Annotated in this window: 24 protein-coding genes; 5 read left to right on the top strand and 19 right to left on the bottom strand. The window is 73.3% G+C overall.

Features of this window, described 5'->3' with window-relative positions:
- Nucleotides 1-66: 66 nt before the first annotated feature.
- The 3 genes from L7N97_RS18840 to L7N97_RS18830 all read right to left on the bottom strand — a co-directional run bounded on the left by L7N97_RS18840 (nucleotide 67) and on the right by L7N97_RS18830 (nucleotide 4,427).
- A complete protein-coding gene (locus L7N97_RS18840) occupies nucleotides 67-1,377 on the bottom strand; it encodes an ATP-binding protein (RefSeq protein ID WP_237479827.1) in 1,311 nt (436 codons plus the stop codon).
- Nucleotides 1,378-1,400: 23 nt separating this feature from the next.
- Nucleotides 1,401-2,660 (bottom strand): NAD(P)-binding domain-containing protein, encoded by a 1,260-nt coding sequence (locus tag L7N97_RS18835; RefSeq protein WP_237479826.1) that lies wholly within the window; start codon nucleotides 2,658-2,660, stop codon nucleotides 1,401-1,403.
- 126 nt (nucleotides 2,661-2,786) lie between these two features.
- Nucleotides 2,787-4,427, bottom strand: coding sequence for a hybrid sensor histidine kinase/response regulator (locus L7N97_RS18830; protein ID WP_237479825.1), 1,641 nt, complete (start codon nucleotides 4,425-4,427; stop codon nucleotides 2,787-2,789).
- Between the two features lie 237 nt (nucleotides 4,428-4,664).
- On the opposite strand from L7N97_RS18830, the gene rdgB reads away from it, so the two are divergent.
- Nucleotides 4,665-5,303 (top strand): RdgB/HAM1 family non-canonical purine NTP pyrophosphatase, encoded by a 639-nt coding sequence (gene rdgB / locus L7N97_RS18825; RefSeq protein WP_237479824.1) that lies wholly within the window; start codon nucleotides 4,665-4,667, stop codon nucleotides 5,301-5,303.
- Nucleotides 5,304-5,376: 73 nt separating this feature from the next.
- Nucleotides 5,377-6,540 (top strand): radical SAM family heme chaperone HemW, encoded by a 1,164-nt coding sequence (hemW, locus tag L7N97_RS18820; RefSeq protein WP_237479823.1) that lies wholly within the window; start codon nucleotides 5,377-5,379, stop codon nucleotides 6,538-6,540.
- A 25-nt stretch (nucleotides 6,541-6,565) separates the two neighbouring features.
- Here the strand turns inward: hemW and folK are convergent, their stop codons facing one another.
- Together folK and folP are read right to left on the bottom strand one after the other, a co-directional pair.
- A complete protein-coding gene (folK, locus tag L7N97_RS18815) occupies nucleotides 6,566-7,045 on the bottom strand; it encodes a 2-amino-4-hydroxy-6-hydroxymethyldihydropteridine diphosphokinase (protein WP_237479822.1) in 480 nt (159 codons plus the stop codon).
- Nucleotides 7,042-7,878: a dihydropteroate synthase gene (gene folP, locus L7N97_RS18810; RefSeq protein ID WP_237479821.1), complete on the bottom strand. Its 837-nt coding sequence runs from the start codon at nucleotides 7,876-7,878 to the stop codon at nucleotides 7,042-7,044. The genes folK and folP overlap by 4 nt, the downstream gene beginning before the upstream one ends.
- A gap of 178 nt (nucleotides 7,879-8,056) precedes the next feature.
- On the opposite strand from folP, the gene L7N97_RS18805 reads away from it, so the two are divergent.
- Nucleotides 8,057-8,842, top strand: coding sequence for a TSUP family transporter (locus L7N97_RS18805; protein WP_237479820.1), 786 nt, complete (start codon nucleotides 8,057-8,059; stop codon nucleotides 8,840-8,842).
- 62 nt (nucleotides 8,843-8,904) lie between these two features.
- Here the strand turns inward: L7N97_RS18805 and L7N97_RS18800 are convergent, their stop codons facing one another.
- From L7N97_RS18800 to L7N97_RS18790, 3 genes are all read right to left on the bottom strand, one after another.
- Nucleotides 8,905-9,765 (bottom strand): DUF2934 domain-containing protein, encoded by an 861-nt coding sequence (locus tag L7N97_RS18800; protein WP_237479819.1) that lies wholly within the window; start codon nucleotides 9,763-9,765, stop codon nucleotides 8,905-8,907.
- Complete coding sequence (locus tag L7N97_RS18795; RefSeq protein WP_237479818.1) at nucleotides 9,765-10,010, bottom strand: hypothetical protein; 246 nt, start codon at nucleotides 10,008-10,010, stop codon at nucleotides 9,765-9,767. The genes L7N97_RS18800 and L7N97_RS18795 overlap by 1 nt, the downstream gene beginning before the upstream one ends.
- A 75-nt stretch (nucleotides 10,011-10,085) precedes the next feature.
- Entirely contained in the window at nucleotides 10,086-10,553 is a 468-nt protein-coding gene (locus tag L7N97_RS18790) for an MmcB family DNA repair protein (RefSeq protein ID WP_237479817.1), read from the bottom strand.
- A gap of 206 nt (nucleotides 10,554-10,759) precedes the next feature.
- Between L7N97_RS18790 and L7N97_RS18785 the strand changes: the two genes are divergently transcribed.
- Nucleotides 10,760-10,933 (top strand): DUF3309 family protein, encoded by a 174-nt coding sequence (locus L7N97_RS18785; RefSeq protein WP_237479816.1) that lies wholly within the window; start codon nucleotides 10,760-10,762, stop codon nucleotides 10,931-10,933.
- Between the two features lie 25 nt (nucleotides 10,934-10,958).
- Here L7N97_RS18785 and L7N97_RS18780 read toward each other — a convergent pair whose 3' ends face one another.
- The 11 genes from L7N97_RS18780 to L7N97_RS30065 form a co-directional block, all read right to left on the bottom strand.
- A complete protein-coding gene (locus tag L7N97_RS18780; protein WP_237479815.1) occupies nucleotides 10,959-11,291 on the bottom strand; it encodes a hypothetical protein in 333 nt (110 codons plus the stop codon).
- A gap of 204 nt (nucleotides 11,292-11,495) precedes the next feature.
- On the bottom strand, nucleotides 11,496-11,738 hold the full coding sequence (locus tag L7N97_RS18775; protein WP_237479814.1) for a CopG family antitoxin: 243 nt from the start codon (nucleotides 11,736-11,738) through the stop codon (nucleotides 11,496-11,498).
- On the bottom strand, nucleotides 11,710-12,012 hold the full coding sequence (locus tag L7N97_RS18770; protein ID WP_237479813.1) for a BrnT family toxin: 303 nt from the start codon (nucleotides 12,010-12,012) through the stop codon (nucleotides 11,710-11,712). Before L7N97_RS18770 ends, L7N97_RS18775 begins: the two co-directional genes overlap by 29 nt.
- 204 nt (nucleotides 12,013-12,216) lie before the next feature.
- A complete protein-coding gene (locus L7N97_RS18765; protein ID WP_237479812.1) occupies nucleotides 12,217-13,206 on the bottom strand; it encodes an ABC transporter ATP-binding protein in 990 nt (329 codons plus the stop codon).
- Nucleotides 13,203-14,219 carry an ABC transporter ATP-binding protein gene (locus L7N97_RS18760; protein WP_237479811.1) on the bottom strand — a complete coding sequence of 339 codons (1,017 nt, stop codon included), beginning with the start codon at nucleotides 14,217-14,219 and terminating at the stop codon, nucleotides 13,203-13,205. Before L7N97_RS18760 ends, L7N97_RS18765 begins: the two co-directional genes overlap by 4 nt.
- The gene (locus L7N97_RS18755) at nucleotides 14,219-15,127 is read right to left on the bottom strand and encodes an ABC transporter permease subunit (RefSeq protein ID WP_428981006.1); all 909 of its coding nucleotides are present in this window, start codon (nucleotides 15,125-15,127) and stop codon (nucleotides 14,219-14,221) included. The genes L7N97_RS18760 and L7N97_RS18755 overlap by 1 nt, the downstream gene beginning before the upstream one ends.
- Complete coding sequence (locus L7N97_RS18750) at nucleotides 15,117-16,130, bottom strand: ABC transporter permease subunit (RefSeq protein ID WP_237479810.1); 1,014 nt, start codon at nucleotides 16,128-16,130, stop codon at nucleotides 15,117-15,119. The genes L7N97_RS18755 and L7N97_RS18750 overlap by 11 nt, the downstream gene beginning before the upstream one ends.
- Before the next feature lie 140 nt (nucleotides 16,131-16,270).
- Nucleotides 16,271-17,860 (bottom strand): ABC transporter substrate-binding protein, encoded by a 1,590-nt coding sequence (locus tag L7N97_RS18745; RefSeq protein WP_237479809.1) that lies wholly within the window; start codon nucleotides 17,858-17,860, stop codon nucleotides 16,271-16,273.
- A 320-nt stretch (nucleotides 17,861-18,180) separates the two neighbouring features.
- Nucleotides 18,181-18,951, bottom strand: coding sequence for an AprI/Inh family metalloprotease inhibitor (locus L7N97_RS18740; protein ID WP_237479808.1), 771 nt, complete (start codon nucleotides 18,949-18,951; stop codon nucleotides 18,181-18,183).
- 23 nt (nucleotides 18,952-18,974) lie between these two features.
- Nucleotides 18,975-19,940 carry a 2-hydroxyacid dehydrogenase gene (locus tag L7N97_RS18735; protein WP_237482305.1) on the bottom strand — a complete coding sequence of 322 codons (966 nt, stop codon included), beginning with the start codon at nucleotides 19,938-19,940 and terminating at the stop codon, nucleotides 18,975-18,977.
- Between the two features lie 106 nt (nucleotides 19,941-20,046).
- Nucleotides 20,047-20,868 (bottom strand): peptidoglycan-binding protein, encoded by an 822-nt coding sequence (locus tag L7N97_RS30065; protein WP_305069259.1) that lies wholly within the window; start codon nucleotides 20,866-20,868, stop codon nucleotides 20,047-20,049.
- 129 nt (nucleotides 20,869-20,997) lie between these two features.
- Here L7N97_RS30065 and L7N97_RS18725 point away from each other — a divergent pair, with 129 nt between their 5' ends.
- A complete protein-coding gene (locus tag L7N97_RS18725; RefSeq protein WP_237479807.1) occupies nucleotides 20,998-21,435 on the top strand; it encodes a hypothetical protein in 438 nt (145 codons plus the stop codon).
- Nucleotides 21,436-21,441 lie beyond the last annotated feature (6 nt).

Raw genomic sequence — 21,441 nt, 5'->3', positions numbered from 1 at the left:
CCCACCCGATCCGCCGCGACGGTGGCACCACGCGGCCCGCGGCCCCGGCTCCGCGGAAGGGCGCGCTCACCATCCGGGCGGGTTCGGTGAGGAAGCGACCTCGCCCGGAAACAGAGCCGGGCGGGAGCGGGCGGCGCCCGGCTCCCGCGCCGGGCCGATGAGCCGGGCGAGGAGCGGGCCGGCGTCCGGCTTCAGCAGCAGGACGCGCGCCCGGTAGGCTTCCACGATCGCGGGCTCGTCCCAGGGAACGTCGTGCAGCACGTCGGACGCCGCGGCGTGGCGGCTGGCCGGATCGCGCGCGACCTCCTTCGGGAAGAGCGCCACCGCGCGCGGCGGCGGCGCGGCGGCGGGCGCGGCGGGCGCGGCGGGCGCCGGCCGGCCCGACAGCCCCGCCAACCACGCGCCGTAGAGGTCGTGCCCGAAGCGGCGGCCGAGATGGCCGCTGCCGACCGGGCGGGCGTTCATCTCGATGAGGTGAGCGGCGCCATCCGCCGACACGATGAAGTCGAAGGACGCGAAGCCGGACAGGCCCAGCGCGGCGACGAGCCGGCCGGCCGCGGCCTCCATCTCGGGATGGGCGAGCGGCCGCAGGAGCGTGCTCGACCCGGTGACGGGCGGGTGGCAGAGTTCGGCGGCGAAGCCCACGCCGTCAAGCACCCTGCCCCGCGCGCAGGCGACGGTGTGCACGGCCAGTTCCCCGGCGACGTGGGCCTGCAGGGTGATGGGCGGGTCGTCGCGGTCCGGCCTGAAGCCGGCGAGCCGGCGCAGGATGCGCTTCGCCCGCGCCCTCCGGTCGGCCGCGCGGAACGCCGCGGCGAGCTCGGCGCGGTCGCGCGCCACCGCGACCCCGCTGCCGCCGCAGGTGCCCTCGCGCTTCACCATCAGCGGGAAGCCGAGCGCCGCGGCGGCGGCTTCGGCCTCCGCGGCGTCGCGCGCCGGCCGCTGGGCGGGCGTGCGGAGGCCGAGCCCGGCCGCGCTTTCGATCAGCCGCGCCCGCGAGCAGGCGGTCCGGTAGTGCCCGGGATCGCCGAGCGACGTTTGGAGCAGGCGCCGCACGTCGGACGGGGTGCGGGGCGCCGTGGCGAGGTCGCGCAGCGCGCCCGCCGCCATGTCGTCGAGCGGCACCAAGGCGTCGGGCCGCCACTCCCGCGTCAGGACCGCGAGCCCGCGGCCGACGCCGAGCGCCGCCCCCCAGAGCCCGCCGCGGGAGGGCAGCCGATGGTGGCGCGACACGCGGGACGACAGGGCCGCCACCGCGCCGGCGCGGCTCATCACCGCGCAGGCGGCGCCGAGCCGCCCCATCTCGCACACGATCCGCTCCGAGCCGATGTCGTCCGACAGCGACACGAACAGGATGCGGGGCTGGCCGTGGCTCATGGTCGGGGACCCCGGATCGGGCTTCAACCGCCGGACGGGCGGGCGCGGAGGGCGGGGGCACCCGTGCGGGCCGGAGCGCGGGCCGCGGAGCGCCCGCCCGCGAGGACGTGGCGGGTCAGCCGCCTCGCCGCGTAATCCGCCCCGCAGGCGAAGCGGAACATCGGGCCGAAGCTGTAGGCCGAGGGCGTGCCGACGAAATACAGGCCCGGCACGCTCGACTCGAAGTCGCGCGACAGCGCAGGCGACAGGTCGACCGTGCGGACCGCCGCGGCCAGGGCGGGGTCGAGGAAGCCGAGCCGCGCCACGTCGACCTTGTAGCCCGTCGCCGCGACGACGTGGTCGACCGCGAGGGTGCGGCGCCCGACGCCGTCCGTGTCGACCGACAGGGCGACGCGCCCGTCCGCCGCGACGGCGCCGCCCAGCACGCGGCTGTTCAGCCAGTAGGGCACGTGCCCCTCGATGGTGTCGCGCACGAAGCGGGCCGGCGAGGGGCCGAGGTATCGTCGCACGATGTTGAGGCGCAGCCGCTCCGGCAGGGCGTGGAACAGCTGCGGCGCCTCGCAGCACAGCCACTTCTTCCAGCCCGGCCCGAGCGGCGTCAGCGGCGACAGCACCGCGTCGATCGCGCGACGGGGCCTGCCGGCCTCGTAGAAGCGCACCTCCGCGCGCCGGCTGACCAGGGTGGCCGAGGCGCCGGCACGGCGCAGGGCCGCCGCGGCGTCGAGCGCCGAGGCCCCCGCCCCGATCACCGCGACGGCCTGGCCCGCGAAGGCCGCGTAGTCGGCGTGGTGGCTCGAATGGGTGAGCACGGAGCGGGGCAGCCCTTCCAGCTCCTCGGGCACGCGCGCGAAGGCGCCGATGCCGGTCGCCAGAACCACGCGGCCGACCGTCACGGCGTCGCCGTCCGCGAGCTCGACGCGGAAGCCGCCGCCCGCTCGCGCCACGCGGGCGACGCTCCGGCGGTCCCGCCCCGGCACGAAGCGCCGGGCGAAGGCGTCGCCGTAGGCCGCGAAGACCTCGACCGGCACCGGCCAGCCGACGTCGGCATAGGGAATGCCGCGCTCGGCGCAGAAATGCTTCAGCGTGTAGGTGTGGCCGGGGTCGGACAGGCTCGACGCGAAGCCCTCGGACTTCAGGAACATGCCCCGCGGCATGCCCTCCCGCCAAGTCTGCATCGCGTCGCCGAAGACGCGCACCTCGACGCCGGCCTCGGCCAGATGGGCGGCGACCGACAGGCCGTAGGGCCCGGCGCCGACCACCGCCACGGTTGAAAGCATGCTCATCGCAGGGGGCTCCACACCGCCCGATGAGAGCGGCCACGGAGGCTCAGCGGCAAGCGGAGGCGCGACTCAGGGTGAACGGGACGGAACCGCCGACGCTCGGATGCGAGCGGTTCCGCGCCGGAGGGTTCAGGGCGCCCCGCCGACGGGGGCGTGGCGCCTGGCCCAGCGCAGGGCCTTGGCGGCGAGGTCGTCGGCGCCGAAGGGCTTGGTGAGATGGTCGTCCATGCCGGCCTCGTGGCACAGGTCGAGCTGCTCGGGAAAGGCGTTGGCGGTCAGCGCCACGATGGGCACGGTTCCGGCCGCCCCGTCCAACGCCCGGATCCGGCGGGTGGCGTCGAGCCCGCCGAGAACCGGCATCTCCATGTCCATCAGCACCAGCGCGTAGCTGCGGTGCGCCACGGCGTCCACGGCGGCGGCGCCGTCCGCCACCACGTCCACCCGGGCGCCGAGCGGCTCCAGCATCTGCACGACGAGCCTCTGGTTCATCGCCGCGTCGTCCGCGACCAGCACGGCATGTCCCCGGAGTTCCCCTCGGCCCGCCGCGAGCTCCCCCCGCGGCGGCGGGAGCGGGCGCGGGTCGGCGGCGCGGGGCAGAGCCACCCGCACGGTGAAGCGCGCCCCGGCGCCGGGGGCCGACTCGACCTCGATGCTGCCGCCCATGGCCTCGACGAGGGACTTGGAGATGGCGAGGCCCAGTCCCGTGCCGCCGAACTCCCGCGCGATCGCCCCGTCGGCCTGCGCGAAGCGCCGGAACAGGCGCGACAGGCCCTGCGCGGCGATGCCGACGCCGGTGTCCTCGACCGACAGCGTCAGCGGGATCACGCCGCCGGCCCCCGGGGCCGCCGACAGGATCACCCGCACGGTGCCGCTGGCGGTGAACTTGACCGCGTTGGCGAGCAGGTTGAGGGCGACCTGCCGCAGGCGATCGGGGTCGCCGAGCAGCGGCCCGAGCCCCGGCTCCGGGAGGTCCAGGACGAGGCGGAGGCCCTTGCGCTCGGCCTCGGCCCGGACCATCGCGGCGGCATCCTCGACGACCCGCGCCAGCGAGAACGGGCGCGGGTCGAGCCGAACGAGGCCGGACTCGAAGCGCGACAGGTCCAGCGCGTCGCCGACGATGGCGAGCAGGCCGCGGCCGGCCTGGTCGATGCGCTCGACGGCGCGCAGGGCGTCGCCCTCCAGCGCGCCGTCGCGCGCCAGGAGCTGGGTGAAGCCGACGATGGCGTTCAGCGGCGTGCGCATCTCGTGGCTGACGTCGGCGAGCAGGCCCGCCTTGGCGACCGCCGTGGACTCGGCGCGCTCGCGCGCCGCCCGCGCGTCGAGCAGGTCTCCGGCGAGGCCGGCCAGCGCCCGAAGCCGGTCCATGTCGGCGGGCGACGGGACGGCGCGCGCCTCGGCCCCCGTGACGCAGAGCGTGCCGCGCGGCGCCCCCTCCGGCCCAGCGAGCGGCACCCCGGCGTAGAAGCGTCGCGCCGCCGTGACGGGCGACCCAGCGGCGCCCCTGGTATCGGCCGACAGGTCGGCGATCGCGAGCGGCGCGGCTTCGGACACCGGGAAGGCCCAGGGTACGGGATTCGGCATGCCGTCGAGGCCGGCGCTGGCCGCCACGATGCCGACGTCCTTCCGGCGCAGGATCAGACAGGCGGAGGAGGTTCCGAACAGATCGGCCGCCAGGGCCGCGATGCGATCGAGCGACGGGTCCGACGGAAAGGTGATCGCCGGTTGCACGGCGTCGTCCCCCGTCCCGCCTGCGCCCTCGTCTCTCGTCATCGTCCCCGGCCGCTCCCGGCACGGACTGTCGAGCCGGTGCCGCCACCGTAAGTCAAAAAGCTCAAGAATTCCAAGGCCGTCGATCATGAATCCCGGTCAAATTGCCGCATGACGCTGCGAGACGAGGTCATGCCGGCCGGTCCCGCGCTCCCACCGAGGGCAGCATCGCGGCTGGCCAGATCACGTCGGCCGCAGTAGGGCTCCCCCCGACCACCTCCCTGCCCCGAGCCCCCGACCATGCGCGATCCCAGCCTCGACCGCCTCGTGATCGCCACCCACAACGCCGGCAAGCTGGCCGAATTCCGCGAGCTGCTGCGGCCGCACGGCGTCACGGTGCTGTCGGCCGGCGAGCTCGGCCTGCCGGAGCCGGAGGAGACCGGGACCAGCTTCGCCGCCAACGCCCGGCTCAAGGCCGAGGCGGCCGCGCGGGGCACCGGCCTGCCGGCGCTGGCCGACGATTCCGGCCTCTGCGTCGCGGCGCTCGACGGGGCGCCGGGCATCTATTCGGCGCGCTGGGCGGGGCCCGACAAGGATTTCGCGGGCGCGATGGCGCGCATCGAGGCGCTGCTCGCGGAGCGCGGGGCCGCCGCGCCGGACGCCCGCCGCGCGCATTTCATCGCCGCTCTGGCGCTGGTGTGGCCGGACGGGCGGGTCGAGGCTGTCGAGGGTCGGGTGGACGGCGTCATGGTCCACCCGCCGCGCGGGCGGCAGGGCTTCGGCTACGACCCCGCCTTCCTGCCGGACGGCCACGACCGCACCTTCGGCGAGATGTCGTCCGACGAGAAGCACGGCATCCCGGCAGACGGCGGCGAGGGGCTGTCCCACAGGGCGCGGGCCTTCCAGCAGCTCGCGGCGCGGCTGTTCGGGGCGGCATGACCCTGGCGCGGCGCTGACCCGACGGCGTCGTCGGGCGTGGTTCGCGGGCGCGCGCCGTGCCATAACGGGTCCCATGACCGCCCTCGGTACCGACGATCCCGGCTTCGGCCTCTACGTGCACTGGCCGTTCTGCCTGTCGAAGTGCCCCTATTGCGACTTCAACAGCCACGTCCGCCAGGCGCCGGTCGACGAGGCGCGCTTCCTCGCGGCCTTCCGGCAGGAGTTGGCGCACCGCGCCGCGCTGACGCCCGGCCGCACCGTGGGGTCCGTGTTCTTCGGCGGCGGCACGCCCTCGCTGATGAGGCCCGCCACGGTGGGCGCCATCCTGGACGCCATCGGGGGCCACTGGACGGTCGACCCCGCCGCCGAGGTGACGCTCGAAGCCAACCCCACCAGCGTCGACGCGACGCGGTTCGGCGGCTACCGCGCCGCGGGGGTCAACCGCGTGTCGCTCGGCGTGCAGGCGCTGAACGACCCCGACCTCAAGGCGCTCGGCCGCCTCCACACCGCCGAGGAGGCCCTGGCCGCGGTGGAGATCGCGGCCACGCATTTCGAGCGCTTCTCCTTCGACCTCATCTACGCCCGGCCCGGACAGACGCCGGCGCAGTGGCAGGCCGAGCTCCACGGCGCCATCGACCGCGCGGCCGAGCACCTGTCGCTCTACCAGCTCACCATCGAGCCCGACACGATGTTCGAGCGGCTCCACAAGGCGGGCAAGCTCGCCGTGCCGGACCCCGAGCAGGCGCGCGCGCTGTGGGAGGTGACGCAGGAGCTGACGGCCGCGCGCGGCCTGCCGGCCTACGAGGTGTCGAACCACGCCCGGCCCGGCGCCGAGTCGCGCCACAACCTCGTCTACTGGCGCTACGGCGAATATGCCGGCGTCGGCCCCGGCGCCCACGGCCGCATCCTCACGGCCTCGGGCCGACGCGCCCATTCCACCGAACGCCATCCCGAGATGTGGCTGACGGTGGTCGAGGGCGAGGGCCACGGCCTCGTGTCGGACGAGGGCCTGTCGGCTGAGGAGCAGGGCGACGAGTTCCTGCTGATGGGCCTGCGCCTCGGCGAGGGCGTCGACCCGGCGCGCTTCGCGGCCCTGTCGGGCCGCGCGCTCGACCGGACGCGCATCGACAGCCTGATCGACGACGGGCTCGTCGAGCGATCCTCGACGGGCCGCCTGCGCGTGACGCGCGAGGGCTTCCCGGTGCTCGACATGGTGGTGGCCGACCTCGCGGCGTGAGGCCGCCCGCCCCAGGCGGCACGCTTCAGAGGCGCTCGATCCCCGCGCGATCGACCCGCGCGGCGGCCTCGGCGACCGTCACGCCCCGGATCACCTTGCCGGGCACGAGGTCCGCGAGCGGCACCAGCACGAAGCCCCGCTCCAGCATGTGGCGGTGCGGCAGCGTCAGCTCCGGCGCCTCGACCGCGTCCTCGCCGCGGTACAGGATGTCGACGTCGATCGCCCGCGGCCCCCATCGCAGGCCGTCGACGCGGCCGAGCGCCACCTCGGCGGCCTTGACCCGGCGCAGCAGCGCAAAGGCGTCGAGGCCCGTCGTGCCGACCGCGCAGGCATTGACGAAGCTGTCCTGCGCGACCGGACCCCAGGGCGGCGTGGTGTAGAGCGGCGAGCACCGAAGCTCCCGCGCGATGCCGGCCGCTTCCAGAACCGCGAGGGCGCGGCGGATCGCGCCGGCCTTGTCGCCCATGTTGGAGCCCAGCGAGAAGGCGACGTCGACGCCGCTCACGCCGGCCCTCCCGCGCGGTGCACGGCGCGGAACACCTTCAGCGCCGCCACGTGCTCGGCGACGTCGTGGACGCGGAAGATCGAGGCGCCCGCCGCCGCCGCGGCGAGGTTGGCCGCCACCGTCTCGACGCCGCGCCGCTCGACCGGCGCGCCGGTGATATGGCCGAGGAAGCGCTTCTTCGACAGCCCGACCAGCACCGGCAGGCCGAAGGCCGCGCGCAGCCGGCCCACCCCCCGGATGGCCTCGACCTGCTGCGCCTGCGTCTTGCCGAAGCCGATGCCGGGGTCGAGCGCGATGCGGGCGCGCGCGACGCCGGCGCTTTCCGCATGGCGCAGCGCGCGCTCGAAGAAGCCGAGCATGTCGCCCACGATGTCGAGGGCGGGGTCGATGCCGTCGCGGTTGTGCATCAGCACGGCGCCGGCGCCCGCCTCCGCCACCGTCTCGGCCATGGCGGGGTCGCCGAGAAAGCCCCAGACGTCGTTGACCACGGCGGCGCCGGCCGCGAGCGCCCGGCGGGCCACCGCGGCCTTGGTGGTGTCGACCGAGACCGGCACGGGCAGGCTCGCCGCCAGGGCCTCGACCGCCGGGGCGATGCGGCGCCACTCCTCCTCGGCCGGCACGGGGGTGAAGCCCGGCCGGGTCGACTCGCCGCCGATGTCGAGCACCGCGGCGCCCTCCGACGCCAGCGCCTCGCCGCGGGCCACGGGGGCCGCGTCGTGGCGGCCGCCGTCCGAGAAGGAATCCGGCGTCACGTTGAGGATGCCCATCACGGGCCAGTCGGCGTCGGCGTCGCGGAACAGCGCGTCGAGGCGGGCGGCGATGTCGGGTCGCAAGGGGGTCCTCTCGGGAAGCGTCCGGGCCGGCTTACCACATCGGCGGGCGGGGCGGCCCGCCATGGGACTGCATGCAGAGCTTGGCCCGCCGCCGCCCGCGCGCTAGTCATCGCGGGCGGCCCGTCGCCGCACGTCGCGTGGTGCCGTCCGGTCCCGTGCTCACCGGGGCCCGCCACCCATGCCGATCGATCCCACCTCCTTCGCGGCCCTCTGCGCCGTGGCCCTGGTCGCGGGCTGCATGGACGCGATCGCGGGCGGCGGCGGGCTGCTCACCGTGCCGGCCCTGATCTTCGCCGGCCTCGACCCGCGCGCGGTGCTGGCCACCAACAAGCTGCAGGGCTCCTTCGGCACGGCCTCGGCCACCTCGGCCTTCGCCCGCGCCGGCCACCTGCCGCTCGGCTCCTGGCCCTTCGCGCTCGCCGCCGCGGCGGGCTCGGTCGTCGGCGCGCTGACGCTCGACCACGTGCCCCAGCGCGCCGTGTCGGTGGCCCTGCCCTTCGTGCTGCTCGGCGTGGCGCTGTATTTCGCGCTGTCGCCCCGCTTCAGCGACGCCGGGCGCCACCACCTGCTGTCGCGCCCCGCCTTCCTCGCGACGGTCGTGCCGCTCGTCGGCTTCTACGACGGCGTGTTCGGCCCCGGCGCGGGCTCGTTCTACATGGCCGGGCTCGTGGCGGTGCTGGGGTTCGGCGTCCTGCGGGCCACGGCGCACACCAAGCTCTGCAACCTCGCCAGCAACCTCGCCGGGCTCGCCACCCTGGCGCTCGGCGGCCACGTGATCTGGGCGCTGGGCCTGGCCATGGGCCTCGCGCAGTTCGCCGGCGCGCAGGTCGGCGCGCGGCTGGCGATGCGGCACGGCGCGCGGCTGGTGAAGCCGCTCATCGTCGCGATCAGCCTCGTGCTGGCCGCCAAGCTCGCGCTGACGCCCGGCCACCCGATCCACGACGCGATCTTCGCGGTGCGCTGACGCGGCCGACGACGAAAAAGGGCCGCCGAAGCGACCCTTCCTTCCCTTCGATCGGACGCCCGTCAGCGTCGGTCGCTCGACCGGCCCCTGGTGACCGGGCCGGGCGCGGAGGCCGGCTTCGGCGGGCTCTTGCCGGTGACCTGGGTGCTGTTGCCGACCGGCGAAGCCTGCAGGCCGGAGCCGAGCCGCGCGTCGTCGGTCGCGGCGGGCGCCTGGCCGGCGCCGGTCGCGATCGGCGGCAGGCCCGCCGGGGCTTCGGCCGGGGCGCGCCCGGAGGAGGCCGCCATGCCGGCCGGCGCCTTGGCGCCCGAGGGCGAGGCCGCCGGGGTCGGCGTGATGCCCGACGTCGCGGCGCCGTTGCCAGCCGGGGCGATCCCCGTGCCGGGCGCCGACGCGGAGGGCTTCGGGGCGGCTTCCGCAGTCTTCGGCGTGACGGCCTGCGGCGCCTTGAGATCGGGGTCCTGCTTCACGGCCTCGCGCGGCGCCGACACGCCCAGCGTGGGGTTCGACGGCGTCGGCGTCACGGCGGCGACCTTCGGGGCCGGGGTCACGACCTCGCCGTCGTCGATGTCCGGGTCCTCGTCGCGCTTCGAGCGGGCGACGTGGCCGGCCGTGTCGCCGGTCGAATAGGTCGCGTGCGAGGGCTTGGTGACCTCCGGCTCGCGGTCGATGTCGGTGAGGTCGTCGCGCCCCTGGTCGGTGATGCCCGGCATGTCGCCGTAGGGCTCGGTCGACTGCGTCTGCTCCTCGGGCTCGAAGGAACCCGCGCTGCGCGGCAGGAGCGTGTCGCCCATGCTGTCGTGGAGCGCGACGATCTCCTTGGCCTGGTCCCAATGCGCCTGGTCGCGGCCGTGCGGCCGTCCCTCGCTTTCCCAGATCTCGTAGGCCTTCGCCGAGATGCGCTCGTGGTCGTCGTCAGCCATCACAGTCCTCTCCCTGGGGTCCCGGACGGGAGGTCTTCGGCCTGGCGGCGGACCTCCTCGTCCATCTCGTCGAGGCCGTCGACCGTCTCGCCCAGGATGTCGGGGCGGGCGTCCTCGGCCACGGCGAGGTCTTCGAGCGACATGCTCTCAGGGTCCATCAACGTGTCGCCGCCTTCGAGGTCGGGGCTCCCCGGCTCGAAGGGCTCCACGTCGATGGGGCGCCGCTCCTTGTCGTCCTGTGTCATGGCGTCGCCTCCTGGTGTCGTGCCGCCATGGCAACGCCGCCGCCATACCGGGGTTCCAGCCCCGGCGGCGGGCTCTCAGGAGGGCCGGCCGGCGTCCGCCAGGGCGTGGAGCCGGTCCGCCGCGGCCTGGGCGAAGCGGATCATCATGGCGCGGCGCGTGGCCGGGGCGAGCTTCGCCGGCAGGGCGTCGCGCACCACCTCGGCGCCGTAGCCGTCCGCCACGATGATCCCGGTCTCGTCCGGCATCACGGCCACGGGCAGCGTGACCGGGATCGCGAAATACAGGTGGTCGCAGAAGGCGCGGTAGTGGTGCCACTTCTTGTCGGCGCGGAAGTCCGCGATCGAGGACTTCACCTCGACGATGGTGATGCTGCCGTCCGGCCCCATGCCGACGATGTCGGGGCGCCGGCCGTCGGCCAGCACGAGCTCGGTCACGGTGGCGATGTTGCGCGCGCGCAGCAGGCGCCGCGTGCCGCGCACCACCTCGCGCGCGGTCTCGGATTGCCGCCCGTCGTCGGGCAGCACGATCGGCTGTGTGAGCATCGGCCTCTGGGCTGGGGTGTGGTGCTGGCGTTCGGCGGGCCGGCGCTTCCGCGGACGCCGGGTTTGGGCGCCGAGCCTAGCACCGGAGAACGGCGGGGCGCCAGGAGACCGGGAGCCTCGCGCCGCGCTTCGGCGCGCGGCGGGGCGGAACGAATTGTCACGCCACAGCTTGTGGGAGGATCGTAACCGCGTTCCCGGAGCGTTTCATGCCCCTGATCGTCCTCATCATCGTCGTCCTGCTGCTGTTCGGCGGCGGCGGCTTCTACGGCTACAATTCCGGCATGTACGCCGGCAGCGCCTACGGAGGCATCAGCGTGGTCGGGCTGATCCTCATCCTCGTGCTGCTGTACCTGCTGTTCGGGCGCGGCCGCCGGCTCTGACAGCCGACGCGATGAGGCGCCGCGGTCAGCGCGGCGCCTTCGGGGCCTCGAGGGCCTTCTCGCGGTCGAGCTCGCGGCTGGTGTCGATGCAGCCCAGGATGTCGGCGTAGCTCCGCGCCGTCCCGAGCTCGGCGTCGCCGACGCAGACGGAGCGCTCGGCGGCCGAAAGCCTGCCCCAGAGCGCGCGCAGCCTGTCCCGCGCCTCCGTCTCCTGCCGCCGGCACGACGCGGAGGCGCGGTCGGCATCCACGGCGACCTGCTCGCCCGCGCAGAGTTTCGGGACGTCGATGGCCGGGAAGGGCGCGGCCGCGAGGGTGAGCAGGACCGGGACGGCGAGGAGGGAGGCCGGGGCGATCATCGGTCGGAATTCCTGGCGTGGCGCCGATCAGACAGCGACGGCGGGGGCGGGGCTGCGATGTCCTGCGATGCTCCCAAGCGGAACCCCGTTTCGAGCGCGCGTCCGGCGTCGCCGCGCCCGGGCCTTCTAGCCTTCCACCGCCCAGCAGGCCACGACCCGATCCTGTGTCGGCTCCAGCGGCGGGCCTCGATGCCGCGACCGGGTTCAATCGGTCGTCAGTGCGCGCTCGATGGCCGAGCGCACGAACACGTCGAGCGGAATCCCCAGATGGGCGGCCTTCTCCCGCGACGCGGCCAGGAGCGCGTCGGGCAGGACGACGGTACCGGCCTCGCCGGTCCGCTCGAACCGGATCGTGACCATCTCCGACGGATCGTATTCCGTCAGGTCGACGCCCACGACGAAGTCTTCGGCGTCCTCGTCACTGGTGAGGGTCGGGAAGGGCTTCATAGAAGCGAACCTCTTTGTCGCGCATGGGCCTCGCACTGATCGGACGGATCAGCGCACGATCACCGTTCCGCCGCCACGTGAATGCGACGAAGATCCAGCGTCCCGAGGCAGACCGGCCGACTGCCCTGAGCCTCTGCTCCGTCGCGGAATGCGCTGGATCGGGTACGACCCGCAGAGGGCCGGCGAAGAGGCTCTCGATCTCGGCGACGGACGCCCCGTGTTTCTGGCACTTGTTCCAGTTGCCGACATCCCAATCGAACCCGTCGAATTGCATGAGCCCTTGTCTTTGCCGATCGCACGACGGCCGGACGCTCCCGACGTCGAGCGCAGGGCCAACCTCGATCCACGCGCCTCCGGACGGGGGAGCTGACATCGATCGGCCGATCCACCAGGACGACCCGCCGACGACCGCCACGGAGACCGATGATCCCATCGCCCGACACGCGTCGCAAGCGCGCTGGTGCCGCGCCCGGGCCTTCTAGCCTTCCACCGCCCAGCAGGCCACGTCCCGGCCCTTCTTCCTCTCCAGCGGCGGCTCCTCGACGCGGCAGCGGTCGAAGGCCAGCGGGCAGCGGGGGTGGAACACGCAGCCCCTCGGGGGGTCGATCGGCGAGGGCGGCTCGCCGCGCAGCACCACGCGCTCGCGGCGCTTGGCCGGGTCGGCCGAGGGCGTCGCGGACAGGAGCGCCCGCGTGTACGGGTGCTGGGGCGCGCCGAAGATCGCCTCGCGCGTGCCGATCTCCACCGCGTGGCCGAGGTAGATCACCATCACGCGGTCGGCGATGTGCTCCACCACGCCGAGGTCGTGGCTGACGAACAGGTAGGCGAGCCCAAACTCGTCCTGCAGGTCGGCGAGCAGGTTCAGCACCTGCGCGCGGATCGACACGTCGAGCGCCGCCACGGGCTCGTCGAGCACCAGGATCTTCGGCCGCAGCATCAGCGCGCGCGCGATGGCGATGCGCTGGCGCTGGCCGCCCGAGAACATGTGCGGGTAGCGGGCCGCGAACTCCGGCCGCAGGCCCACGCGCGCCATGGCGGCGCGCACGGCCTCGCGGCGCTCGGCCTTGGGCGTGTCGGTGTTGACCACCAGGGGCTCGGCCAGCGTCGCCGCTATGGTCTGGCGCGGGTTCAGCGAGCCGTAGGGGTTCTGGAACACCATCTGCACGTCGCGGCGGAGCCGGCGGCGCTCCGCGGCATCGGCGCCCGACACGTCGCGGCCCTCGATCAGCAGCGAGCCCGCGGTCGGCGGCTCGATCAGCGTCACGAGCCGGCTCAGCGTCGACTTGCCGGAGCCCGACTCGCCCACCACGGCCAGCGTTTCGCCGGCCGCGAGCTGGAACGACACGCCCGACAGCGCCTTCACGGTGGCGGGCCGGCCGAAGAAGCCGCGGCGCACCTCGTAGGTGCGGCGGAGGTCGCGCGCGTCGAGCACCGGGACGGCGGCCTCCGCCTTCGGGAGGGCGCTCATGCGGGCACTCCGTCGCGGACGCGGTAGGCCTCGTCGCGCACCGGCGTCGGCACGCCGCCGACGAGCGGGATGTGGCACAGCGCGCGGCCGAGTTCGGGACCGGCCGGCGTCGGCGGGGCCTCGCGGCATTGGCGGAACGCGAAGGCGCAGCGCGGCTCGAACACGCAGGCGGGCGGCCGGTCGAACTGGCCCGGCACGACGCCCGGGATGGCGGGCAGGCGCCGGGCGGTCGAGCGCTCCGGCAGCGCCGCGAGCAGCGCCTCGGTGTAGGGGTGGTGGCGGTCGGCGAAGAGGGCCGCCGCCGTGTTGGTCTCGATCGGCCGGCCGGCGTATTGCACCAGCACGCGGTCCGCCACCTCGGCCACGACGCCCATGTCGTGGGTGATCAGCACGAGGCCCATGCCGGTGTCGCGCTGGAGCCCCTTCAGGAGGTCGAGGATCTGCGCCTGGATGGTGACGTCGAGCGCAGTGGTGGGCTCGTCGGCGATCAGCAGCTTCGGGTCGCAGGAGATCGCCATGGCGATCATCACGCGCTGGCTCATGCCGCCCGACATCTGGTGCGGGTAGCTCTTCAGGCGCCGCTCGGGCTCGGGGATGCCGACCTTGGCGAGGAGCTCGACGGCGCGGCGCTGGCGCGCGGCGCGGTCGAACCTCGTGTGGGCGCGCAGCATCTCGCGGATCTGGAACCCCACGGTGAAGCAGGGGTTCAGCGAGGTCATCGGCTCCTGGAAGATCATGGCGATGTCGCGCCCGACGATCCTGCGCCGCGCCTTCCTGGACAGGCCGCGCAGGTCGGTGCCGTCGAACTCCATGCGGTCGGCCTCGACCGTGGCGGTCCAGGGCAGCAGGCCCATCACGGCCAGCATGGCGACCGACTTGCCCGACCCCGACTCGCCCACCACGGCGACGATCTCGCGCGGGTCCACCGACAGGTCGACGCCGTCCACCGCCGTGAAGGCGCCGCCGCGCGTGGCGAAGCGCACGCGCAGGTTCCGGATGTCGAGAAGGGCCATCAGGAGCGCCTCATCTTGGGGTCGAGGGCGTCGCGGAGCCCGTCGCCGGCGAGGTTGATGGCCACCACCGTGACCAGGATGGCCAGGCCCGGCAGGGTGACGATCCAGGGGTCGGAGCGGATGAACTGGCGCGCGTCGGCCAGCATCGAGCCCCATTCGGGCGTCGGCGGCTGCGCGCCGAGGCCGAGGAAGCCCAGCGCCGCCGCTTCCAGGATGGCGTCCGACACGCCGAGCGCCGCCTGCACGATGAGGGGGGCGAGGCAGTTCGGCAGCACGGTCACGAAGGCGAGGCGCAGGCCCTTCACGCCCGCGACGCGGGCCGCCATCACGTAGTCCTTGTCGAGCTCGCCGAGCGCGGAAGCGCGCACCAGCCGCACGTAGCGCGGCATGTAGACGATCGTGATGGCGATGATGGTGTTGACGAGGTTGGGCCCCAGGATCGCCACCGCCAGGATGGCGAGCACGAGGGAAGGCACCGCCATGATGACGTCCATCAGGCGGGTGATCAGCACGTCGGCGACGTTGTTGAAGGCCGCGAGGAGCCCCAGCGCCACGCCGATGGCGAAGGACACGGCCATCACGCTGAAGCCGATGAACAGCGACACACGCGCGCCGTAGATGAGGCGGGACAGAGTGTCGCGCCCCGCCCCGTCGGTGCCGAGCGGGAAGCGCCACGTGCCGCCGTCCCACACCGGCGGCGCCTTGATGAAGTCGCGGAACTGCTCGTAGGGCGAGTGCGGGGCCACCAGCGGCGCGAAGATCGCGAGGAGCGCGATGAACACCGCCACCGCGGCCCCCACCACGGCCCCGCGGTTCTCGCGGAAGGCGTACCACAGGGTGGCGGCGCCGGACGGCGGGGCGTGGAGGCTCGGCTCCTCGACCAGCGTGATCAGCGTGTCAGCGGCCATGGAGGATCCGCGGGTTGATGATGCCGTAGACGAGGTCGACGGCGAGGTTGACCAGGATCACCAGCGCCGAGATCAGGATGATGCCGCCCTGCAGCGACGGGTAGTCGCGCCGCGAGATGGCGTCGATGAGCCACTTGCCGATGCCCGGCCAGGAGAAGATCGTCTCGGTCAGCACCGCGCCGGCGAGCAGCACGCCGATCGACAGGCCGATCACGGTGACGACCGGGATCAGCGCGTTGCGGAGCGCGTGCAGCCCCACCACGCGGAACGGCGAGAGCCCCTTGGCGCGGGCGGTGCGGACGTAGTCCTCGCTCAGCACCTCCAGCATGGAGGAGCGCGTCATGCGGGCGATCACGGCCAGCGGCACGGTGCCGAGCACGATGGCGGGCAGCATGAGGTGGTGGAGCGCGTCGAGGAAGGCGCCGTCCTCGCCGGACAGCAGGCTGTCGATCAGCATGAAGCCCGTCGGCGTGTCGTAGTCGAAGCGGATGAAGTCGAGCCGGCCCGACACCGGGGCGAGCCCCCAGCGCTCGGCCACCAGCATGATGAGCAGGAGGCCCCACCAGAAGATCGGCATGGAATAGCCCGCCACCGACAGGCCCATCAGGCCCTGGTCGAAAACGCTGCCGCGCTTCACCGCCGCCACCACCCCGATCGGGATGCCGATGACGACCGCCAGGGTCATGGCCGCGACCGACAGCTCCAGCGTCGCCGGGAACAGCGTCAGGAACTCGCCGAGCACGGGGTTCGAGGTCGACAGCGAGCGGCCGAAGTCGCCGTGGGCGAGCTGCCACAGGTAGTCGAGGAACTGTCGCCAGAGCGGCAGGTCGAGGCCGAGCTGGTGGCGCAGCATGGCCAGCCGCGCGGGGTCGATGCCGTGCTCGCCGACGCGGACCTCGACGGGGTCGCCCGGCACGAGCCGGATCGCCACGAAGACGAGGAAGATCAGCGCGATGAAGGTGGGGATCGTGAGGAGGAGGCGTTTGGCGAAGAAGCGGATCATGGGGAAGGCAGGGCCACGCCGAAGCTAAGAAGGGCGCCGCAGCCCGAAGCCGCGGCGCGAAAGGGTCGGCGACGGGCTTCTGTTGTCCCGATCGCCCCGCTGCGCGCCGGCCGGCGCACCGGCCCGGCCGGCGCCGGCCGTCACTTCACGTCGACGTGGTCGAACTCATGCGTGCCGAGCGGGCTCATGGTGTAGCCCGTCACGGTCTTGCGCATGGGCATGAACACCACCGAATGCGCCAGGGTCAGCATGGGCGCGTTGTCGTGCTGGATGACCTGCATCTCGTCGTAGATCTTCTTGCGCTCGGCCTGGTCGGCGATCTGCCGCGCCTTGACGAGGTCGGCGTCGAAGGTCGCGTCGCACCACTTGGTGGCGTTGTTCTGCGCCGGCTTGCCGTCCGGGCAGCTGAGCAGGAAGAAGAAGTTGTCGGGATCGCCGTTGTCGCCCGTCCAGCCGTACTGCGCCGTGGTGTCCTCGCCGGCGCTGAGCCGCTTGCGGTACTCGCCCCACTCGTAGGACACGAGGTGAGCGTTCACCCCGACCTTGGCGAGGTCCGCCTGCATCATCTCGCCGATGCGCTTGGAATCGGGGTTGTAGGGCCGCTGGACCGGCATGTACCAGAGGTCGACGTCGAGCGGGGTCTTCACGCCGGCGGCCGCGAGCATCTCCTTGGCCTTGGCGGGGTCGAAGGGGTAGTCCTTCACGGCGTCGTTGTAGGCCCACATGGTCGGGGGAATCAGGTTCTTCGCCTGCTGGCCGGCGCCGAGGTAGACGTCCTTCACGATGGCGCCGCGGTCGATCGCCATGGACAAGGCCTGGCGCACCTCCTTCTTGTCGAAGGGCGGCTTGGTGGCGTTGAACGAGTAATAGCCGATGTTGAGCCCCGGCTGCGACTGGACGGTCAGCTCAGGGTCCTTCTGCATCTCGGGCAGGTCGGCCGGACGCGGATAGGGGATGATCTGGCACTCGTTCGTCTTCAGCTTGGAATAGCGCGCCGTGGGATCGGGCGTGATGGCGAAGACGAGCTCGTCCATCGGCGGCCGGCCATTCCAGTAGTTCGGGTTGGCCTTGAAGCGGATCACGGCGTCCTTCTGATAGGACGAGAAGATGAAGGGGCCCGTGCCGACCGGCACCTGGTCGAACTGCTCGGGCGTGCCGGCCTTCAGCATGGCATCCGCGAACTCCTTCGACTGGATCGCGGCGAAGTCCATGGCCATGTCGGCCAGGATGGTGACGTTGGGCTCCGACAGGTGGAAGACGACGGTGTAGTCGTCCTTCTTCTCGATGCTGGTCAGAAGCTTCGGCAGGTCCATGTCGTTGTAGTAGTCGTACTTGCCGCCGCCGATCTTGTTGTAGGGGTTGGCGGGGTCGTACTGGCGTCCGAACGAGAACAGCACGTCGTCGGCGTTGAAGTCGCGCGTCGGCTTGAAGCCCTTCGTGGCCCCGAACTTCACGCCCTTGCGCAGGTGGAACGTGATCGTCTTGCCGTCGGGGGCGATGTCCCAGGACTCGGCGAGGCCGGGGCGGATGTCCGTCGTGCCGGGCTTGAACTCGATCAGCCGGTCGAGGGCCGGGCGCGCCGCGTCGAAGCTGGTGCCGGTCGTGTTCAGGGCCGGGGTGAAGTTCTCCGGCGATCCTTCCGCGCAGTAGACCAGCGTCTTCGCCGAAGCGGCGGTTCCGCAGAGCAGCAGGGTCGCGACCCCCAGCCCCAAAACGCGATGCAATGTCATCCGTCGTCCTTCCGCCCGTGCGTGGTGGCCTCGAAGGGCGAACCCTCCCGGTCGGGCCGCATCCAAGAACTTTTCGAAATGTCCTGCAAATGAAATCCGAGCGGAAGGCCGCCCATGCACAGGCCAGCGGGGCAACTCAAGGGCAGCGGGGGCGGCCGGCGCCCCCTGTCATGAGGGCGATGACCGCGGCATCGGCGCCGAATACTGCAACGGTGCCGCCCGATCGCGCACATCGCCTCATGATCGATCGTTTCCGGGCGGCTCGGGGAGGACCGCGAACCGCCGCGAGCGCGCGAAATACGGCGTCGGAGCGCGGCGGCTCAGATCCGCTTCAGGGACAGCGTCTTGCCCTTCTTGACCTCGTTCATCCAGGTGCCGTCCTCCTGGGTCTCGAGCTCCGTCGTGTGCCCCTTGCGGGCCGTCAGCACCAGCCGGTTGCCGACCACCTCCCATCCCACGGGGTCGAAGATCACGATGCCCTGGTCGCGGCAGGCCGGGGCGAGGCGGGCCTTGAGCGACTTGCCCGGCCCCGCCGACTTGTCGTCCAGCGTCACCATGCATCCCGTGTCGCGCGTCTTGTCGCGCAGGACGGCGTAGCGGCCCGCGACCTCGGCGGGCTTCGGCCCGGCCGCCGGCTTCTTGGCGGCGGCCGCCGGCTTGGCGCTCGCCTGCGCGACCTCGACCGCCGCGGGGGCGGCGGCTTCGAGGGCCGCTCGGCCGCGGCCGTCGGCGGAGGTCAGGGCGAGGGCGTCGCCCTGCGGGCTCGTGGCGCGGAAACCCTTGCCGTCGGGGTCGAAGGCCAGGAGCGGATCGCCGTGCGCGTCGTCGAAGTGCAGCCCGTCGCCGGCCTGCGACCAGGACACGACGCGGCTCAGCGCCGGGAAGGCACGGTGGCAGCCGGGCGGCATGGCGACGGGCGCGGCCCGGCCGCCGACGGAGGGGCGCAACGTAAGGCGGCACTGCTTTTCGCCGCCGGCGAGCGACAGCGTCCACACGCTCGCCGCGGGAGCGGCCGACGCGGGGGCGACCAGCGCCGGGGCGGACGACAGGAGGACCGCGACGGTGAGGAGCGCGGAACGGATCGGGGTCATGACGGGGGCTTTCGGGAGCGCGGTCATCGGGAGCCGGAGGGCGCCCCGTAGCTACCACGCCACGGCGTCTCGGCCACGGGCGTCAGGGGCGGCCGGCCGTCGCGCCAGGACAGGATGTTGTCGACCACGAGCTGCCCCATGGCGTCGCGCGTGTGGTGCGACGCCGAGCCCACGTGCGGCAGCAGCACGACGTGGTCGAGGTCGAGCAGGGCCTGGGGCACCTCGGGCTCCTCGGAGAAGACGTCGAGCCCCGCGCCGAGGATCGTCTTCGACTGGAGCGCCGCGATCAGCGCCGCCTCGTCCACCACGGAGCCCCGCGCCACGTTGATCAGGATGCCGGAGGGGCCGAGGGCCTTCAGCACGGCCGCGTCGACGAGGTGCCGCGTGTCGGCGCCGCCGGGCGTGATCACGACCAGGATGTCGCAGGCCTCGGCCAGCGCGACGGCGGAAGAGCAGTAGCGATAGCCGACGCCCTCCTGCGGCCGGCGGCCGTGATAGGCGATCGCGAGGCCGAAGGCTTCGGCCCGGTGCGCGACGGCCTTGCCGATGCGCCCGAGGCCGAGGATGCCCAGCGTGCGGCCGCGCAGCGTGTGGCTCAGCGGGAAGGCGCCGTCGATCCAGCGGCCGGCGCGCAGGTGGCGCTCGGCGGCGGGGAACTGGCGCACGGTGGCGAGCACGAGGCCCATCGCCGTGTCGGCCACCTCGTCGTCGAGCACGCCCGGCGTGTTGGTGACGACGAGCCCGCGTCCGCCCGCCCAGGCGGCGTCGATCGCGTCGTAGCCCACCCCGAAGCTCGACACGAGCTGCAGGCGCGGGAACCGCTCCATGTAGGGGCCATCGACCCTGACGTGGCCGCCGACCGCGAGGGCGCCGACGTCGCCGGCCACGCGCGACAGCTCGGCCTCGGGGTCGGCGGCCTCCCACAGCTTCACGAGGTTCACCCCCGTCTCCAGGGCCTCGACGACCTTGGGCGGCATGGGACGGGGCATGAGGGTCAGGGGGAACGCCAAGCCGATGCTCCGGAACGTCGCAGGATGGCGCATCATGCGGCAAGGGCACCGCAGCGGCAACAGCGCGGCTTCGGCCCCGGAGGGGTCAGTCCGGCTCCGGCGCCGGGACGAGGCGGCGAAGCGCGTCCCAGGTGGACGGGCCGACGATGCCGTCGGGGGTCAGACCCTGGGTGAGTTGAAAGGCCTTCACGGCGACCTCGGTGCCGGGGCCGAACTGGCCGTCCACCGTCATCGGATAGCCGGCGCCGACGAGCAGCCGCTGGAGTTCGACGACCTGCGTGACGTCCGTCCCCCTGTGGAGGATGGGGCTGCCGGGCGGCTGCGGGTCGGTCCCGGCCGAAGCCTCGGCCGTCATCCGCGCCAGCACCGCCTTGGCCTTGGCGAGGTAGGCCCGGCGCTGCTCGATGCCGTTCAGCCCGCCGTTGATCCGCTTGGTCACGAGGATCACGTCGTCGGCGTCCGCGGCGGCGTTGAGGTCGAGCTTCTTCCAGAACGTGCAGGCGATCGCCAGCGCGGTCGCCGGCTCGGCCGCCTTGTCGGGCACTTCGACGAGGTCGTAGGACAGCAGCGTGCCGTACAGGGTGTAGTTCTGCCGCCCGGTCAGCTGAATCAGGCCGCGGCCGCGGAAGCGGTAGCCGTCGCCCGGCGGCAGGTTGCCCATGCGGCCGTTGTAGCGCTCGAAGTAGGCCTCCGTCCCCTGCTCCTCCATGGCGGTGAAGTCCTGGCACTCGGTGCACATCTGCGCGAGGAAATGCGCGATCCGCAGCGGGCGGTCGATCGCGTAGGACGCCAGGGTCTCGGCCAGGACGGGGCCGATGACGGCGACCGTCGCCTCCTGCGTGGCGGCACGCTGGCCGCTGTACCTCTGGGCGATCGCGCGGATCGTGTGGCCGTCGATGGGCAGCAAGTTGGACCTCCCCGTGAACGCCGGGCCCCGCCGTCGCCGGGACCTGCCACCGAGCGTTGACATCGGCCGGCGCGACGGCCTTAGACTATCGATGAGGGATCGAAACGAATCAATCGGGGGATGAGCGCGATGGCATCGACGAACGACGGTCCCGCTCCCCAGGTCGTCGCGCTGCCGGGGAACGGCCCGTCCCCTTCGCCGGACTCCGTTCCCCCCGGGGCGCCCGCCGCCGTCTCGGCGCGCGACTTCCTCCGATCGCTGGAAAACGCCTTCGGCCAGCTCGTGACGCTGAAGGTCGTGACCGTCGTGGGCGACGTGTCGGTGAGCGGCACCGGCGGGGACACGGTCGTCGCCACCCGGCCCGGCACCTCCGTCGAGGCGGCCAGCACCGAGGTGAACCTGCTCGACGGGCACATCGTCAACGTGTTCTCGACCGGCTTCGCGGCGACGGGCGGCGACCTGCAGGGCTTCCACAAGACCCAGGTCGAGAAGAGCAACGACATCATGCTGCGCAACCTCGCCGAGCTTCAGAAGCTGGCCAGCGCGCTGGCGACGATGCGCCGGTAGCGGGCC

Origin of the sequence: Lichenibacterium dinghuense (assembly GCF_021730615.1) — a bacterium.
Classification (GTDB): Bacteria; Pseudomonadota; Alphaproteobacteria; order Rhizobiales; family Beijerinckiaceae; genus Lichenihabitans; species Lichenihabitans dinghuensis.
This window is presented reverse-complemented; position numbering and strand designations above follow the sequence as displayed.